The sequence below is a fragment of the Persicitalea jodogahamensis genome (genome assembly GCF_014651615.1).
GTDB lineage: Bacteria > Bacteroidota > Bacteroidia > Cytophagales > Spirosomataceae > Persicitalea > Persicitalea jodogahamensis.
Map to the genome: position 1 here is coordinate 235,294 of NZ_BMXF01000001.1, position 17,161 is coordinate 252,454.

Consider the following 17,161-nt stretch of genomic DNA (forward strand, 5'->3'; position numbering starts at 1 on the left):
TATCGATTGTCCACTAATTAAAAGAATCAAAAGGCCACACCCAATCGTACCAGAAAGCGATTATAGTTCCGATCTTCAGTGCGCGAACTTTGATCCCACAAGGGCGGCTTCTCTACCGTTGCCTCCTGGTGTTTGTACGAAAACGCCAGCGTAAATGCCGCGCCTTCGGGCTTCCCGATGCGTAGCCCCAGACCTGGGTTGAGCATCAAGCCGCCTTTGGTATCGTAGCCTTCGGCATCGTCGTGAAACCAAGTAAAACCGTAGCCTGCGTCGGCGCTGGCGTAGAGGCGGGTAGTTTTCTTGCCCGCCAAATCGTAACGTAGTCCTGCACCGATAGGATTGATGAGCGCCGAATTGTACCAGTCAATTCCGGTAATGATGCCCACACCGAGCCGGGATGAGTATTGAATACCATTGAGCATTTGTAGCGTCAGGTTGGTGCGGTTCTGGATAATTTCCTGCCCGCTGCCGCCCTGCTGAGCGTAGGGATCAGCTTTGACTCGACCCAGCATGATGCCCACCTCGGTTTGGTTGAGGTAATGCTTTTTGAAAGCAGTCTCCTGCGCCCAGGTCGGGAGCGTAGTCGTAAGCATAATCAGAAGAACAAGTATTTTTTTCATAAAATGTCAAGTCTTGCGAGCCGGTAGTTGAGCTCCGAGAGTCGTTAAATCGCCGGACTTCCAACCGGAATCTTGCTCAATTGCCGCAGGTTTTTCGAGTCGCTGGCGTCGAACTGATAGAGTCCGTCTTTTCCGATCATCATGAGTGTTTTACCCAGCGGAATCACATCGTAGGCATCCATTTTCTGGAAGTGGGAAAGCAGGTGACTGTCTACGTTAAATGGGTCTTTGGCATCGAAGACTTTCAGGCCGTGCTCGCCCTCGCAGAGATAAAGTGTCGGGAAGTCGATACCCAGTCCGTGCGGATTCTGCATCTGGTAGCTCTTGATGAGTTGCGGACGATTGAGGTCGCGGATATCCACCAGGTCGAGCTGGTTTTGGGTGCCGCCGCAGAAAGTTCCGGTACGGATCGTCACGTAGGCTACGTCGTCGTGCACCACCACCGGGTCGCAGGCGCGACCGTGCTGGAAGATCGACAGCCGCTCGGGCTTGGCCGGGTTGCTGTTGTCGTAGATGTGCATGCCCGTGGTGGAGCCGATGAACAGCTTGTCTTTGTACGGAAAAATGGTTTCGATGCCCCACCCCAATTGAACGGTGGAGAAGAAAGCAGGTTTGGTTGGTGTGGATACGTCGAAAAGGTTGAGTTCATTCTGACCGACGGTGTAAAGGTACTTATCGTATAAGGCAAAACGTGCCATCGAGCCGCCTTGTCCGTCACCTCCGCCCCCGCCACTGGTAGGTGCGGCAGAGCTCGTGTTGGCACTCCGAAAGAATGAAGCATCGGCCATCGCAAAAACGCTGTTCCAGCCCCAACCCCAATTGGGAGTCGGATTGTCTTCGCAGTTGGTTTGGATGGTTTCGGTGACGAATGTCACTTTCTGGGCGTTGATGGCCCGGATGCTTGGGTTATAGTTCCAGGTACCTCCATCAAATTGGCCGCTACGGAATACTTCCTCCACGCGGCTCACTTCTTTGGGGTTCTTGGGATCAGTGATGTCCAGCGCCACCAGATCGGAATAGCTGTCGGCGTACAGGATATTGCCACGCACCGCCATATCACCATTACCCGGAATCTTTACAAAGGCCACCGAGCGTGGGTTGGCCGGGTCACTATTGTCAATGATATGTAGTCCTTCGGCCACTTCATTGATAAAGAGGTACTTGTCGCGTACGTAAATCTTTCCCGGATGTTCAAGCGCGCGCGGGGCTTCGGTTCTCAAATCCTTTCGGACCTCCAGAAGTGAAATCGTGACCGGCGTCATGTTCCGCCTGACGCGGGTTTCGGTGCAATTGTCGTTGCAAGACCACACGCTCAGGGCGATCAGCAGGATGCCAGCGGTACGTAGCATTGTTTCCATGGTTGGTAGAGGTTTAGGTGAAATAGTGTTGAATCGTTTATAGGTTGATTTGTAGAGGCGAACCTATGCGTTCGCCTAGCGTGCGCCAGCCATCGGGCGAACACAGGGGTTCGCAGCAGCGGCTGTCCGACCCTACAAGGAAGAACAAAATCGTCCGAAAGCAGGGCTCTCGGACGATAACGCACCCCGAAAACGTCAGCGGTAGCTGACGCTTAGTCTTTGATAGCCTTATGGGTTCATGATCTTACCCATGAACAATATGGTATTGGACGTTTTTTCGCTGATGATCAGTACGAACGGGTGGTCGGCAACGTATGGCTCCACCGGAACGGAGGTTAAGCCCACACCCACCGTAGTGACTGCGGCGGCTTCGGTTCCTTTCTCATCGATACCCAGGTAGGTGTTCTGCTTTACCAGGCTGACAAAAAGGTCGGCAGTTGGATTGATTTTGCCAAGCTCGGCCTGATTGCTAAAAGCGCGGGCCATACCCATGGTCTGCAACACATCGTTGAGTTTGGCGTCGTATTCGAGCGTGAAACGCGGCAGCCCTACGGTCACCTGTTGCTCCCGCATTGCGGTTTGCAATTCATTCCAGGTACTGGCGCTCAATCCTTCAATCACTTTATCTACCTGAGAATTCGGGCCAGGGATCAGCAGCGTCAGATTGAAATTGCCAGCAGCATAAGGTAGTTGAACAGCGGCGAAATCATTACGTTGCGTAACTTTGAATTTTTCCTTCACACGCATCATTTTCACTGTTTTCTCGCCATCGTCAGCCAGAAGGAAGGGGGCGTCACTGGTCTTGTTTGGATCAAACTGTATCTGCCAGTCGCCCTTGAAATAGAGCGCGTTCATCAGAAACAGGACGTCGCTGGGCTTGATTTGGTCAATCACTTTCTTGATTTTACCATTAGTCTTATCGCTGGCCCAGGCATTGATTTTATCCTTGGCATTAGGATCGTCGAAGTTCAATCCGGCCACCTCGGCATCGAACGACTGGCGCAGCACGTTCAGGAAATTATCTTCTACTTTGAAAGTATTGCGGTACCAGACCGAATTGGCAAGTCCAAGTTGTACTTTTGGATCGGCTTTAGGTAAGCCTTCGAGCAATGCCTGGTAGGCTTGGTTCAAATCAGCCTGAGACACGCCTTCCATTTTCAGGGATTTCGAAATTTGTTGCGCGGTTTCACCTTCAGCTCCGTTGAGCAGCATTCCCAGAGCCATGTGCAGACTCAGCGGCGAAACGAAAATATTCTCGTTCGCGGGCTGCGTAGCCTGGAATTTCTTGAAAAAATCAAAGGCAAAATCAGTCGTGCGGGCGGCTATGTCTGCCGATACCTGTACAGGCTGCCCCGGCTCGGGCGTAACGCCATCGTTACCGCATTGCCAAAGAAATACGCTGAAAACTAGTGCCGTAATGGAAACAAATATTTTTTTCATGGCTAATAGAATGTTTTTTTGTTGAAGAGGAAAGAGATTACGGTTTCACTCTTATAGTTTAATAAGTTTGGGATTGCAGGCCGAAAGTCTCTAAACCTTTACTCACTCTTTGCTATACACCTAAGAGAACCTTACTGACAAAAAGGTTGGAACCGCGCCTGAATTTTTTCAAAAAACATACCTCACCCCCCACGCCATACCGTAAAGCTGGGGACGCGAGTCGAGAACACCGTCACCTTTAAGAATGGAAGCGATGGCCTTTTGGTACGCACCCGTCAGGCTGGCGTTCCAGTGATCCGACAGACGGTAGTTAACCCGCACACCTGTAGCCGCCGACCAGTTGAGGGAGTGGTACAAGCCATCGTTGGCGGTATTTGCGAATACATAACCCGCCTGGGTTTTAAGCTCGTTTTGCAGGAATAAATTGGCCACCACACCGCCCAGCACGGTGTAGTTTAGCTTACCGTCCGGGTTGAGCGTGTAGCCTGCCTGCACAGGAAGCTGAATATAGCGGTAATCATTGCTGGTGCGCTGGTCAAAGTCGATGTACGAGCCAGTGGATTTGTCGAAGGATGAACTAGTGCTGGGTGCAGCAGAGTAGTCGCCATTGTACGAGGCATTTGAGTATAGGGCATCCTCCAGTACATTAGAACTCCGGCTCGTAACAGCATCCAGCACGTAGCCATCGCTGGCGAAAGTCGAGTTTCCCTGCAAATAACTCAGGCCGGTTTCAATAGACCAGTGTTTGGATAATTGCTTGCCCGCTTGCGCCTGCACGGCGTAGGAAAGCTGCGCCTGACTGGAATTGGACAGGGCCTGGCGGCCAGCGTTGGCACTGGCAAAAGCTGCGGGGGCCGAAGTAACGTTCATTTTGGGATTGAAGGCTGCAGGCATCAGGCCCAGGCCGGCCCAAAACTCCCGAACCCGCGAACGCTTGGGCCGAGCGACGGCGGCCGCTTCCAAAACCGCCAAATCATTCCGCACCGAAGGCTGGTGAAAACGAGCGTTCAACTCTCCCAACTCATCCACGGGCGCCAGTGCAGCAATGGATTGCGTCAGGGTCGGGGTGCGCAGCGGCACCGTCGAACTACCCATGATAACCCGCTCCATATCGTCAGCCGGATCAGATCCGGCCGGAATTTTACGGGTACTTTGCGTAATGGTAATGACCGTGGGCGTACCCAGCGTGAATGCACCAAGAGGCGGCGTGGGATTCGAGAGCGTTTTCTTTTGGGGAGTTTCAATAGTCGTAACCCTGATGCCTTTTTCTGCCACTGACGGGGAATCTGCGAGGAAGGAACCAGACTTTTCGAAGCGCAAAGCAGGAGTTTGCGAGAAAACTGCCTCCGGTTGACGAGCGGCCCCGACGGCTATGCGCTCGCGCGGTTCGATAACTGGTGCTGATGGCACCTCTACGAGTTCTTTCTCGGTCTTGACCTCCGGCTCGTGCGTTTTTCTTCCGGACGGGAGATTTTCCGCGCTGGCCAATTCAGAATCGGGCGACACTACGCCGGGAGTTGACATGTCCGGCGAACTTGCCTTACTGGATTGGCTATCCGAAGACGGTTTCTTGTCAGCCAGTTGTGTGGCGGTTCTTTCGCTAACCTCAGTGCTGGTTTGCAGGATCGGCCAGCTCACCAGCAGTAGCGCCACCACGGCGGCCGCTGCGTACCATACCTTTGGATTTTTCCACCATACAAGCGGCAAAACCACGGCTTTCTCTCCGTCAAGACGCTTCTCTATCGCGTCCCAGGCCGAAGGTGGCGGAGTTTCGGCAGCGGACTCGAAGGCCCGCTGCCACTCCTGCTCAAATTTGTGTTTTTCTGGTTGATTCATTGTCGAATCGTTGTTCTTGGTTCAATTTTTTTTGTAAAAGACCTCTGGCTCGCGAATACTGCGATTTCGAAGTACCCTCCGAAATGCCCATCAGCTCGGCGATTTCGCCGTGCTGGTAGCCCTCGAGGGCGTAGAGGTTGAAAACGGTCTGACAGCCCGGCGGTAGTTCGTGGATAAACTCCAGGAGCTGCTGCATCTGGAAGCCTGAAAGTGTGACTTCGGCGTCGGACAAATGGTTGTCGTAGGTATGGATGTCGTTCAGTTCCAGAGTATATTTCTGTTTCCGGATGTGTTTCAATGCCGTGTTGACAACGATGGACTTCATCCAGTAGAGCAGTGGCGAATCACCCCGGAAAGTACCTATGTTCTCGTATATTTTGATAAAAGCGTCCTGTAATACATCTTCTGCATCGGCCCGGTTCTTGACGTAGCGCAGGCATATTGCGAACATTTTTCCCCCAAAAACGTCGTACAGACGTTTTTGGGCGGTTCGCTCATTTTGGCGACAGCCGTTTACCAGTTCCTGTTCATTTTCTATCATCCGAAGGTAAGGGGTGCTTCGATTGGCTCGTTAACTCTGGTAAGAGCCCGCGCAGGGATAAAAGGTTGGAATAGATGGGAAGTTTTTTTAATAACGTGAGGAATAGATAGCTTTGTTGCTTTTCGGAGGCACAATAGCACGAAGTAGGGCTATTGATCAAAACACATCAACAATATCAACAATAAAGATACCTCCATGCAAACTCGCTATAAAAAATGGCTACTCTGGATTCTCGGCCTGGGAGGGGGCTTGTTTTTGCTGGGGTTGCTTTTATCCTGGTGGCTACCGGTACTTTTTAAAGACAAACTGGATAATGCCTTGCGGGAGTCAGTGGTCAATGCTTCCGACAGCTTGTACCAGATTAGCTATGATGGTATTGATATCAATATTCCTTTGGGCAACGCTGAGGTACGGGGCGTGAAGCTGACGCCGGATTCTACCGTGTATCGACAGCTGGTACAAATGAAGAATGCTCCCAACGACCTCTTTGACCTGCAGGCAGCGCGTGTTCAACTAAGGGGTATTTCGCTGTGGCAATTGCTGTTTTTTAAGTCGCTGCGCATGGGTGGAGTCCTGATCAACCGTCCTGTGGCGAACATTGTCCATGACCCGAAGGATTATAATGAAAATAAGCCCAGAAAATCTCCTTACGAACTGATCAGTAAACTCCTGAATTCGATTCGAATTGACAAAATTAGTCTCGATAATGTAGATTTCACTTTTGAAGACAGGCGCGACACGTCGAAAGAACCCCAGAAAAGCGAGTTGAAAAAGCTCTATCTGGACGTGACGGGGTTTGTATTGGATGAAGAGTCGGAGAAGGACACGAGTCGTCTGTTTTTCTCCGATGACATTAGCCTGCGGGCTGAGGGACTGGAATTGCCATCGGGCAATAAGCAGTATATTTTCAAGATGGCCGAGCTGAGCTTTTCTTCCAAAGATAGTACGCTACAGGTAAAGAAGGTACTTTACAAGCCACTCTTGTCCAAAAACGAGTTCAGCCGCGCTGCCGGCTATGCGGCCGACCGCCTGGATTTAGAATTCAATGACATCAAGGCAACCCAGGTAGACGTGAAAAGATTTTTGATGGACCGCCAGCTTTTTGCCAAAAGGCTCGACATCGACGCCGGCCTGATTGACGTGGACAAGGACAAGCGTTACCCGGCCGATCCTTCCCGGAAAAGCTACCTCTACCCGCACCAGTTGCTGTTAAAAGCTAAAACGAAGGTAGGCTTCGAGAAGGTCTATCTCAAAAGTACCCGTGTTCGCTACGGAGAGCTGAACCCCAAGACCGACCAACGGGGAGCGGTCTACTTTGACGGCACCAATGGCACCATCACTAACCTGACCAACGATTCGGCTTGGGTGAAGAAAAACCCAAGATGCCGCGTTAACGTCAATACCCGCTTTATGGGGACGGGTAAGCTCAATGCTTACTTCGTATTTAACCTGGCTTCACGAGCGGGAGATTTTAGCTGTGGGGGCAAAATGAGCGATTTTGATATGACTAAGGTCAACGGTGTTACCAAAGCCCTCGCCAAGGCTTCGGTGCAGTCAGGACGGGTGTCTAAGCTGGATTTTAATATCAATGCCAACAGCGTTCAGTCATCGATCAATCTGCAGCTCCAATACGATAATCTGGAAGTGAATGTATTAAAAGTGGATGACGAAACAGGCAGACTCAAAAAGCGCGGGTTTCTCTCTCGGGTAGCCAACAACATTGTGCTGAACGAGAATAATCCGCGAGAAGGCCGCCCCATCCGCGTCGGTGAAGGAGAAGTACTGCGGGCCGAGGATGAGTCCTTCTTTAATCTGATTTGGCATACGATCTTTGTCGGGATTAAAGATGTTGTCATCGGGCGGGGAAAGAAATAGCGTCACAACTTTCGCAACCCTTTAATTTTTTTAGCCGTTCTCCGGCTTGACTGTAAAACCCCAAATAATGAGTAATCAGAAAGAATCTTTGCGCATTTTAGTAGTAGGTTGTGGAAACATGGGCGCATCCCATGCTACCGCTTACCATAACCTTGATGGCTTCGAAATTTGCGGCCTAGTCTCGACGGGAAAAAGCAAGGAAAGGTTAAATGAAAAACTGGGCGGTAATTATACTTTGTACAGCGACTTCGAGGAAGCGCTGGAAGCCACCCAGCCCGATGCGGTCTGCATCTCGACCTACCCCGACACCCATGAAGAGTTTGCTGTGAAATCCTTCGCTAAAGGCTGCCACGTTTTCATCGAAAAACCCGTGGCCGACTCTGTGGAAGGCGCGGAGCGGGTCGTGGCGGCGGCCAATAAAGCCGGAAAAAAACTAATGGTTGGTTATATTCTGCGGCATCACCCATCGTGGGAGAAGTTTGTCGAGCTTTCGCACGAATTAGGCAAACCACTGGTGATGCGTATGAACCTCAACCAGCAGAGCCAGACCGACATGTGGACTTTACACCGCAACCTGATGAAAAGCCTGAGTCCCATTGTGGACTGCGGTGTGCACTACATCGATGTGATGTGTCAGATGACACGCTCCCGGCCCGTTCAGGTCAATGCCATTGGTGCCCGGCTCACGGAGGATATTCCGGCGGGAAACTACAATTACGGCCAATTACAGATTCGCTTCGAAGACGGCTCCGTGGGCTGGTACGAGGCGGGCTGGGGGCCTATGATTAGTGAAACTGCCTTTTTTGTCAAAGATGTCATCGGGCCGAAGGGGTCGGTGTCGATCGTAGCCAAAGACGCCGGTGGCGCGGGCAAATCATCATCCATCGAAGCCCACACCAAAACGGAATCTATCCGTTACCACCATGCTGCTCTCGATGGTGACGACAAGTTTGCCAGGGAAGATACCTGGATCAATCTCGCCGACGAACCCGATCATCAGGAGTTATGCGACCGCGAACAAATTTATTTTCTGAAAGCCATTCGTGAAAACACTGATTTGACCGACCACATGGCCGACGCCGTGAACAGCCTTCGCATTGCCTTCGCCTGCGACGAATCAGTGCGCACCGGGCAGGTAGTGGCTTTGTAGAGCGGTTACGGTTTGTCCTTTTCTGGCCTTCCTGACAACTTTTTGATCCAAAGAGGCGTTTCATAACAAACGATCGATCATCCATTTAATAATCAAAATGAAAAAGACTTTGTTAATTTTTTCGCTGGTAGTATTTGCTTTCAGCACAGTATTCGCTCAGAAGCCCAGCCCTAAGATGACTGCCGATGGCAAAAACGTAACCGTAGTGTACGGTCAGCCGTCTAAGCGCGACCGTGTTATTTTTGGAAAAGAAGGTAGTGGAAGTCTGGAGCCATACGGAAAAGTGTGGCGCACAGGGGCTAACGAAGCCACCGAAATCACTTTCAAGAAAGACGTCATGTTTGGCGGGAAGCCCGTAAAGGCAGGTACTTATTCCCTGTACTCCATTCCCGGTGAGAAGGAATGGACGGTAATTCTTAACCCCGAGCTGAAGCAGTGGGGGGCCTTTGGTTACGACAAGGTAAAGGACAAAAACGTAGCCGAAGTGACCGTGCCGACCAAAAACTACAAAACCTCCGCTGATAAGTTGATGTTCGATGTTAAGGACGACAACAAGCTCAGTTTTCAGTGGGACAAGCAGGGTTTTGAAGTACCGCTCAAGTACCAGAAATAAAACCCTGTTGATAAAATTTTGTTGAGCCTGATCCATCCGGATCGGGCTTTTTTATTTTCTGATCTCCGATAAGCTCATTGCGTCGCGGTTGCGTAGCCACACCGCCTGGTTGAGCTGGGTGTTGGCCCGTATGTTCAATAGGCCGGAAGCCAGGCCGGTACCTAAAGAGAGAATGAAAAATGGCCGGTAAAAATCGCGGTTACCTGAGGCTAATGTGTATATCGTCCCGGCTGAACCCACCAGCGACACAACAAGCGCAATATTGCGGTTGCGCTGTGAACGGGAATACAACTGCATACCACCCGGTGAAAGCATAAACTCACGGCGCAGCTGCGCGCTGCCTGTATACTCGATGTTGTTGCGCACGTAGCGGTTTGGGCTGATCAGGTAGATCGTTTCACGGTCGTACAATTCCTGGATAGGGCGCCGATCAGTATCCTGCGCTTTTGCATTTTGCAAAAGGCAGAGTAGTAGCACGACGATGGAGGCACTGCGAAGTACTTTCTCTTTTGCATTAATATACACTTCTTGGGAGGACATCAGAACAGCAGTAAAATTTTTGGCAAAAAAATTAAAACGCCCACTATTGCCGCCGAAATGGCCACGATAAGTACCCCGGCGGCGGCCAGATCTTTTGTCGATTTGATGAGTGGATGGTAATCGGAGGAGACGGCATCAGCCAATTTTTCCAGCGCAGTATTGAACGCTTCTGCCGCCCACACGAGCGCGATTTGCGTAATCAACAATGCCCATTCCGTGGTAGACAGGCCGAAATAAAAGCCTGCTGTTATGGCAGAAACAGCCGCGAAGAGATGGATGCGGGCGTTGTTTTCGTAAATAAAAAGATCGGCTATGCCCTTGCCTGCATAACGAAAACTCTGGAGGGCTTTGCGAAGATCGACGGGAAATTCCATAGTGGAGCGGCTACCGCTGCTTAACAAATTCCCGCATCATCACCCACTCACGGCCCGGCGATTTAACTTTGAATGTTTCCAGGTTGCCCCGGTCTTGCAAAGTGATGTAAGCGTTCTTGCCCTTCTTGCCCCCGAAGCAAATATTGGACACCTTCTTACCGATGGTCGGAATGGTCCTGACCACTTTCCCGTCAGGTGACAGCACCGCCACCTGCCCCATGCCGTGGCGGGTCACATATAGGTTCCCATCGGCTGTGCACCGCATTCCATCCATGCCGCCGTCGGCGAATTGATGCAATAGCCGCTTATTGGAGAGTGTACCATCGGCAGCCAGATCGAAGGCCCAGACGTTGCGCTGTACGCTTTCGTTTACATACAAGGTCTTTTCGTCGGGACTCACCTCGATGCCGTTGGTGGTGCCCATATTCTCGGCCACCAGTCGAGTTTTGCCACCCGGTGCCACGTGCCACACCTGTCCGGTACCAGCTTTCCAGTTGGGGTCGGAGCAGAAAATATGCCCTGAGCGGGTAATAGCCACATCGTTTGGCTGATTCATGCGTGGTTCGTGAGTATACACGCTCACCTCCCGAGTCTCTAAATTGGCCTTCAGTACGTTGTGTCCCGTAAAATCGGCAATGTAAAAAGTGTTGGCGTCACCGAAGCGGATTCCATTCCCGGTACTTCCCTTGGGTAAGGTTATAAAAAAGCTGGTTTTGCCGCGTCGGCTGATTTTAGCAATGGTACCGTCTTGAGCAAAATTTACCGCGTATACATTCCCCTCGGCGTCCACCGCTGGACCTTCGCAGTTGTTCGTAAATTCTTCGGGTACCGTAAAGGTCTTGGTAGCAGGCGGTGCGTCCGGTTGCGCCCACGTCGAAATCAATGGGCTGAGGACCGTAAAAAAAAGAAGTAATGTTCTAGGCAAATTCATAGGCTTATAGTTTTCGAGCCAGAAAGGTAAGTGTTTTCAAGATATTGCCTATTTCTCACAAGACAAAAAAGCCGATGCATTTCTGCCCCGGCTTATCTTGTACTGGTAGTTTTTCCTGAAAAAAGTAAAAGGGTTAGTCTCTACGCATCTTTCCACTTGATGGCGCAGCCGATTGCCCTCGTAGTAGTGGTAGTAACAGGTCTTCCGGCCAAAAGGTTGGAAACGGCATCATCGACATAGTGCTTCCTGACGCTTCCCGGGTCCTGGGGATTGTCGTCCAGTGTTCCGATGTATCGGACGGTAAATTTCCCGCCGTTGTTTTGGAGTACGTAGGCTTGGGGAGTGCGGTTGGCCCCGAAGGCCCGGGCCACAGTCTGGGAGTCATCTACCAAATAGGGGTAAGCGTGGCCTTTTGCGCTGACATGTTCCTTTAATTTTTCAAAGTTATCATCCTCATACGACTTTGGGTCGCTAGGGTTGATGGCTATAACCGGGTAGCCCTGTCCGGCAAATTTTCCGTTCAAAGCCCCGATGCGATCTTCGTAAGCCTTCGAGAATGGACAGTGGTTGCACGTAAAAATGACGATGACTCCTTTCTGGTTATCGAAATCGCGGAGCGAGACAGAGCGCCCGTCCACACTCCTCAACTGAAAATCGGCCACGACATCACCGATCTTGTAATCGGCTTGCACAGGGTCAATCTTCTGGTTAGGAAAACCAGTGGCAGGCAACTGGAGCGAGACGACCATGCCCAAAAGCAATGTGCCATATATGCTAGCTAGGTATCTTTTCATTTCATAGAAATTTAACTTCTTATTTTTTTGAGGGTTCGACAGTTACTCGTCGACAAAGTAACTCAATTTGCGGTTTAGGGTTTCATAGTCAAGCGACTTTTCGTAGAAGACTCTCTTCTGCTGCTTCGTGTTGATAATCAACGTAGCAGGTAAGGCACCCGACCAATTGGCATCCACCCGCTCGATCCAGCTGTTGGCGTCGGGTTCATTGAGCAGCCACACCGTGTTTTTCAGCTTCATACGCTCGACCATTGGTACAACCCTGTCCTCCATATCATCGACAAAATCCATACTCACCAGTACTATTCTGACTTTTTGACTGGCGTAATTACGGTTAAGTTCTTCAAAGCAAGGAAGTTCTTTTACGCAGGGGCCGCACCAGGTAGCCCAAAAGTTAACGATGTAAGTCGTGTCGGTATTTGAGTTAAGTAGTTTTTCCAACACCGACCACTTCACTTCGAGTACAGTCGGCGCTTTTAGTTTAGCAACAATATTTTTTTCTTTTCTCTGCGTCTTCTCCATAATTGCTAGCAAATCGCCATTTGCGGAAGCAAATTCATTTTGGGAGTGGGCATTTATTGCGCATAATAACAGGCAGATTGTCAGCAAGTTTTTTCTCCTCATTCCTCTCATTTATCAGTTTGCCGGGACTATAACCGCCAACCCTATCAAGCATTGTGCCAAACTTTTTAGAGAAAAAGCAGGATGGCCCGAAAAGACACATTCAGATCAGCAATTGGACACGGGTCTTTCAGCTTGGTAAAAGAATTTGGGAGTACACTTTGTGAATTGAGCAACAAGTTTTTATCTTTGCCCCTCATTTCAAAAAACCAGGTCTAAATAATGTACGCAATCGTAGAAATCGCAGGTCAGCAATTCAAGATTGAAAAGGGCCGCACCATCTTCACCAATCGGCTTGAAGGGGATGTGGACGCTGCACTTGTCTTCGACAAAGTCCTCCTCACTGACGACGGAGGCACGATCCAGATTGGTGCCCCCGGCATCGACGGCGTTTCGGTCAATGCCACCATTCTCGAACACTTGAAAGGCGAGAAGGTCATCGTTTTTAAGAAAAAGCGCCGCAAAGGCTACAAAAAGAAAAACGGTCACCGTCAGTACCTGACGAAAATCCGTATTGATGATATTGTTATTTAATTTGGAATTAGGGAATTAGTGAATGTCGGACGAGGTCGCCCGGCGGTATCGTAATCTGTTATTCACTAATTGTATAATTCCATAATTCACTAATTAAAAGTTATGGCACACAAGAAAGGTGTAGGTAGTTCCAAGAACGGACGGGATTCGAATCCTAAATATTTGGGTGTAAAGCTCTTTGGTGGGCAGCACGCTAAGCCAGGCAGCATCATTGTTCGCCAGCGCGGTACAAAGCATAATCCTGGCCGCAACGTCGGCTTGGGTCGTGATCATACATTGTTTGCATTGGTTGAAGGTCATGTGGTGTTCACCAAGAAAGCCAAGGGTAAGTCTTGGGTTTCCATTGAGCCCATTGCCGCCGAAACCGGCGAAGCACAGCCCGCGGCAAATGCTCCCGTAGCTGCCGAGGCATAAGCGAATTTCGCTTTAGAATAAAGCTATTGAATTAGTCGGAAGCCCGAAGGATTTATTCCCTCGGGCTTTTGGTATTAGCCAGGCGGGTACTTTTGCTTTCTGAAATTTTTAATCGAAAACGTTTGTTTGAAAGAAGAATCAAACACGTTGCGGCTGATTGCCGGAAAATCAGTCATTGTCCATTATTCTTGTTCATTCTCCATTATGCTGAATCGCCCCGTTTATATTTATACCGAACTGAGTCCTAATCCAAACTCCATGAAATTCGTTTTGAATTTCGAGCTGGTACCCGATGGATTGTCATTTGATTACCCTTCCCACGCCGCCGCACTGGAAGAAGGGAAAGCGTCGCCGCTGGCAGCAGATATGTTCCAGTTTCCGCATGTACGGCGGGTATTCATTGCCAGCAATTTCGTAACCATCACCAAGGATGATGCCAGCGCCTGGGAGGAGGTGCTGTATGATACGAAGCAGTTTATCAAAATATACTTCGAAGAAAACCAGCCCGTTTTTGAGCCGACAACCATCGAGAGCAACACGATGATTGTAGAAGAAAACGACACGCAAACCGTACAGCAGATCAAAGCGGCCCTCGACCAGTATGTCCGCCCGGCGGTAGAGTCCGACGGCGGAGCTATCAACTTCCATTCTTTCGATGAGGATTCTGGCGCGGTGAAAGTTCTTCTGCAGGGTTCGTGCAGCGGCTGCCCATCCTCGACTTTAACCTTAAAAGCGGGTATCGAAAATCTGCTTACCCGGATGGTGCCAGGTGTGAAAACAGTCGTAGCGGAGGGAGTTTAACCCAGTGAATAATTGACGATGGATAATGGAAGAGCGAGAATTATCCATTGTCAATTATCCATTAACGAAAAATCGTCACGCTTCCGCTCTTTACAGGTAGGTCGGGATGGAGTTTGATGACGTAGTAGTAGGTGGCGGCAGGAAGGTCTTCGTTGTTGAATTGGCCTCCCCAGTCTTTGTCATAGCCCTTGGAACTGAATACTCTATTGCCCCAGCGGTTGAAGATTTCCACTTCACAATCCAGGTAAGCTGCGCTGTTCTCGATTTCCCAGGTGTCGTTGGTGCCGTCGCCGTTAGGCGTAAAACCATTGGGAATTTTGACGGGCGGCAGTACTTCTATCACTATCTCGCTTTCCGAAAAACAGCCATTGGCCATCGAGACGCGCAATCGGTAGGTTGTCGTTTGGGTAGGTGAAGCAGTGGGCTGCGCAACGTTCGGGTTGCTCAGACCGAGCGGTGGCGACCACTCATAGGTGGCCCCATCGGTCACGGAACTCCGGAGTTGAAGGCTGTCACCCCGGACAATTACTTTGTTATTCCCTAAAAAAGCCCTCGGCGCGGAAGTCACCCGTGCGGTTTGAGTAGCGGTGGCTGTGCAACCGTTTGGGGCTTTGTACGTGTAAACTACCGGGTGACTGCCCAAGCCAGCCTGGTTGGCGTCGAAGGTGTTTCCACTGACTCCTTTGCCTGAGAAAATTCCGCCCGTAGGCGTTGCAGACAGGGATAGCTTCGCGTCGGCCTGCCCGCACAGCGACGGAATAGAATCAAAAAGTACCTCGGGGGCGGGCTTCACCGTGATGCGCAGTGTGTCGGAACGGCGTGAGCAACCCGTGGTAGTATCCCTTACTTCTACAGAATAAAGCCCTGATTGCTTAACCAGGTTAATTGGGCCGATGGGGTTGGTCTGTGGCGTTTGGGCCTGGTACCACACGTAAGTGAAGCTTTTCCCCGCGTTGGTTTGCAGTACTACCGAATCTCCCTGACAGACTTCTCGAGCAGGCGCTGTTATGGAGGCAGGCGGCCTGGTGTTCAGCCGCACGGTCACCGTATCAGAGCTGACGCATTGCGTGACGATGTTGGCCGCTTTCACTATGTAAACTCCTGCTTCCGTAACGCCAGATAACGTGTTGAACGTCGCGCCAGGCAAGGCTTTGCCGTCCTTTTGCCAGCGAAACGACCACCCTGCACCGCCGATGTTTACCGTCAAATCCAGCGGCGTGCCTTCGCAGACACTTGCTTTTGGACCGGGTGTGATGTTGACTTTTTCCTGCAAACGGTACTTCACACCAAACTTTTCGCCCAGCGTGCTGGCGTTGCCGCAGCGATCGGCAAACGTTTTGACCACACTGTAAACGCCTTCCTGCGTGATGGTGATAGCGGGCCCGCTGGCATTTTTCAGGTTCACGCCGTCGCGCTGCCATTGGTAGGCAAACTGCGGGTTGCTTTCGGCTTTGAGCTGAATCGTATCACCCCGGCAGATGCCGACATCGATCAGTGAATCGCCTTCCGCGATGGTCGCTCCGGGCGGGAGCAAGGCGTCCTCAATGGCTACGGGCGGAGGATTGTCGGTGTTGCAGTCAATGACCAGGAGCTGGTAATCGCGGTGCGACTCGCCGAGTTTACGCCCCCCCCGGTATTCTTCCACCACTACACGATAAACGAACAGCCCCGTTTCGGTGGGCGTCAGGCGGATGGTTCCGGTTTTGGGATCGAGCGAAAAAGCGGGCTGACTGGGCACGGGATTGGCTGTGCCGAAACCGTTAGCCCATTCGCTCTTGGGATAAGGGCCCGCCGTAGACGGCGCCAGGGGATCAATGCCGTAGGGAGGGCGTGTGCTGCTGAAAGGGGTGTCGAGGCGATAGCGCAATTCGTCGCCGTCAGGATCTGTCGCACCCGACTCGAAAGTGTAGGCCGTGTTGCGGCAGAGGATTTCGCCGTTGGCTGCACCGAAGACAGGCGAATGATTGGCCGTCGAGACGGGCGGAAACTCGGCGTACAGCACCAGTGAGGAAGTTCCTGCCCCTTTGAGATTTCTGACGTCGGCTGAACGACAGCAACGCTCCCAGCTCACGTAGTAGCCATCTTGGTGCGCGTATTCGCTCAATGGCAACCGGGTTTCAGCACAAAATTGAACGACGTTGATTTTCAGATTTCTTGAAGCGGCACACCCCGGATTAGTGAAGGGAAGCGGCTGCTTGCTGGTTTGTTTCAGTCGTAGATCGCTGAGCCGGGCATTATCGAATTTACGAAAAAACGATACGGTGATCTCACTTTGTTCGGCGTTGGGATCGGAGCTGTTGGCATCGTAGTAGAGTGTCACGCAAACATCGTACACGCCCGTCAGATTGTTCCTGGGCGAGATTGTAATATTGCCGCCAATGACGTGCGCGGCTTGCACGGGGGCCAGTACGCTTATCGCTGCCACCCATCCCCACAAGATCCACGCTATCGCTCGCTTCGTCATTTCTCTTTTGATTTCTATTGACACCCGTTGGTGCGCAATTTCGGTGCCAATTTAGCGATAAACCGACACGAATTGAGTGAGTTTCATACACCGTACGTATTATTGCTGTCCCATCTTCAACTCTGCGTTGGTTTTTTTTATGATATCTCTTTCCTAAGCCTAAGCTCTTTGCTCTGCTTTCATCGTTAACTACCCTCGCTATCGATTCAGGTCTCCGTTACAACTTGGAATGGTTGAATTCCGAAACTCCCGCCC

The 17,161-nt window shown here is 51.0% G+C and carries 17 protein-coding genes; 6 read left to right on the forward strand and 11 right to left on the reverse strand.

Going from position 1 to position 17,161, the window contains the following annotated elements:
* Positions 1 to 26: 26 nt before the first annotated feature.
* The 5 genes from IE117_RS00985 to IE117_RS01005 all read right to left on the reverse strand — a co-directional run bounded on the left by IE117_RS00985 (position 27) and on the right by IE117_RS01005 (position 5,795).
* Entirely contained in the window at positions 27 to 620 is a 594-nt protein-coding gene (locus tag IE117_RS00985; protein ID WP_189562490.1) for a hypothetical protein, read from the reverse strand.
* Between the two features lie 44 nt (positions 621 to 664).
* Positions 665 to 1,978 carry an LVIVD repeat-containing protein gene (locus IE117_RS00990; protein ID WP_189562491.1) on the reverse strand — a complete coding sequence of 438 codons (1,314 nt, stop codon included), beginning with the start codon at positions 1,976 to 1,978 and terminating at the stop codon, positions 665 to 667.
* 228 nt (positions 1,979 to 2,206) lie between these two features.
* A complete protein-coding gene (locus tag IE117_RS00995) occupies positions 2,207 to 3,418 on the reverse strand; it encodes a serpin family protein (protein WP_189562492.1) in 1,212 nt (403 codons plus the stop codon).
* 168 nt (positions 3,419 to 3,586) lie between these two features.
* On the reverse strand, positions 3,587 to 5,254 hold the full coding sequence (locus tag IE117_RS01000) for an outer membrane beta-barrel protein (RefSeq protein WP_189562493.1): 1,668 nt from the start codon (positions 5,252 to 5,254) through the stop codon (positions 3,587 to 3,589).
* The gene (locus IE117_RS01005) at positions 5,226 to 5,795 is read right to left on the reverse strand and encodes an RNA polymerase sigma factor (RefSeq protein WP_189562494.1); all 570 of its coding nucleotides are present in this window, start codon (positions 5,793 to 5,795) and stop codon (positions 5,226 to 5,228) included. Before IE117_RS01005 ends, IE117_RS01000 begins: the two co-directional genes overlap by 29 nt.
* A gap of 195 nt (positions 5,796 to 5,990) precedes the next feature.
* Between IE117_RS01005 and IE117_RS01010 the strand changes: the two genes are divergently transcribed.
* From IE117_RS01010 to IE117_RS01020, 3 genes are all read left to right on the forward strand, one after another.
* A complete protein-coding gene (locus tag IE117_RS01010; protein WP_189562495.1) occupies positions 5,991 to 7,670 on the forward strand; it encodes a hypothetical protein in 1,680 nt (559 codons plus the stop codon).
* A gap of 67 nt (positions 7,671 to 7,737) precedes the next feature.
* Complete coding sequence (locus tag IE117_RS01015; protein ID WP_189562496.1) at positions 7,738 to 8,820, forward strand: Gfo/Idh/MocA family protein; 1,083 nt, start codon at positions 7,738 to 7,740, stop codon at positions 8,818 to 8,820.
* A 97-nt stretch (positions 8,821 to 8,917) separates the two neighbouring features.
* Entirely contained in the window at positions 8,918 to 9,433 is a 516-nt protein-coding gene (locus tag IE117_RS01020) for a DUF2911 domain-containing protein (RefSeq protein ID WP_189562497.1), read from the forward strand.
* A gap of 51 nt (positions 9,434 to 9,484) precedes the next feature.
* Here the strand turns inward: IE117_RS01020 and IE117_RS01025 are convergent, their stop codons facing one another.
* The 5 genes from IE117_RS01025 to IE117_RS01045 form a co-directional block, all read right to left on the reverse strand.
* Complete coding sequence (locus tag IE117_RS01025) at positions 9,485 to 9,973, reverse strand: hypothetical protein (protein ID WP_189562498.1); 489 nt, start codon at positions 9,971 to 9,973, stop codon at positions 9,485 to 9,487.
* Complete coding sequence (locus IE117_RS01030; protein ID WP_189562499.1) at positions 9,973 to 10,347, reverse strand: diacylglycerol kinase family protein; 375 nt, start codon at positions 10,345 to 10,347, stop codon at positions 9,973 to 9,975. Before IE117_RS01030 ends, IE117_RS01025 begins: the two co-directional genes overlap by 1 nt.
* 10 nt (positions 10,348 to 10,357) lie before the next feature.
* Entirely contained in the window at positions 10,358 to 11,278 is a 921-nt protein-coding gene (locus IE117_RS01035; RefSeq protein WP_189562500.1) for an SMP-30/gluconolactonase/LRE family protein, read from the reverse strand.
* 140 nt (positions 11,279 to 11,418) lie between these two features.
* Positions 11,419 to 12,072 carry a thioredoxin family protein gene (locus tag IE117_RS01040; protein ID WP_189562501.1) on the reverse strand — a complete coding sequence of 218 codons (654 nt, stop codon included), beginning with the start codon at positions 12,070 to 12,072 and terminating at the stop codon, positions 11,419 to 11,421.
* Positions 12,073 to 12,114: 42 nt separating this feature from the next.
* Positions 12,115 to 12,594, reverse strand: a complete 480-nt coding sequence (locus tag IE117_RS01045; protein WP_189562502.1) for a TlpA disulfide reductase family protein — start codon at positions 12,592 to 12,594, stop codon at positions 12,115 to 12,117.
* 321 nt (positions 12,595 to 12,915) lie between these two features.
* On the opposite strand from IE117_RS01045, the gene rplU reads away from it, so the two are divergent.
* The 3 genes from rplU to IE117_RS01060 all read left to right on the forward strand — a co-directional run bounded on the left by rplU (position 12,916) and on the right by IE117_RS01060 (position 14,442).
* Complete coding sequence (gene rplU / locus IE117_RS01050; RefSeq protein WP_189562503.1) at positions 12,916 to 13,227, forward strand: 50S ribosomal protein L21; 312 nt, start codon at positions 12,916 to 12,918, stop codon at positions 13,225 to 13,227.
* A gap of 102 nt (positions 13,228 to 13,329) precedes the next feature.
* Positions 13,330 to 13,641 (forward strand): 50S ribosomal protein L27, encoded by a 312-nt coding sequence (gene rpmA / locus IE117_RS01055; RefSeq protein WP_189562504.1) that lies wholly within the window; start codon positions 13,330 to 13,332, stop codon positions 13,639 to 13,641.
* 204 nt (positions 13,642 to 13,845) lie between these two features.
* The gene (locus IE117_RS01060) at positions 13,846 to 14,442 is read left to right on the forward strand and encodes a NifU family protein (protein WP_189564178.1); all 597 of its coding nucleotides are present in this window, start codon (positions 13,846 to 13,848) and stop codon (positions 14,440 to 14,442) included.
* Between the two features lie 61 nt (positions 14,443 to 14,503).
* On the opposite strand, the gene IE117_RS01065 is transcribed toward IE117_RS01060, so the two are convergent.
* Positions 14,504 to 16,906 (reverse strand): T9SS type B sorting domain-containing protein, encoded by a 2,403-nt coding sequence (locus IE117_RS01065; protein WP_189562505.1) that lies wholly within the window; start codon positions 16,904 to 16,906, stop codon positions 14,504 to 14,506.
* Positions 16,907 to 17,161 lie beyond the last annotated feature (255 nt).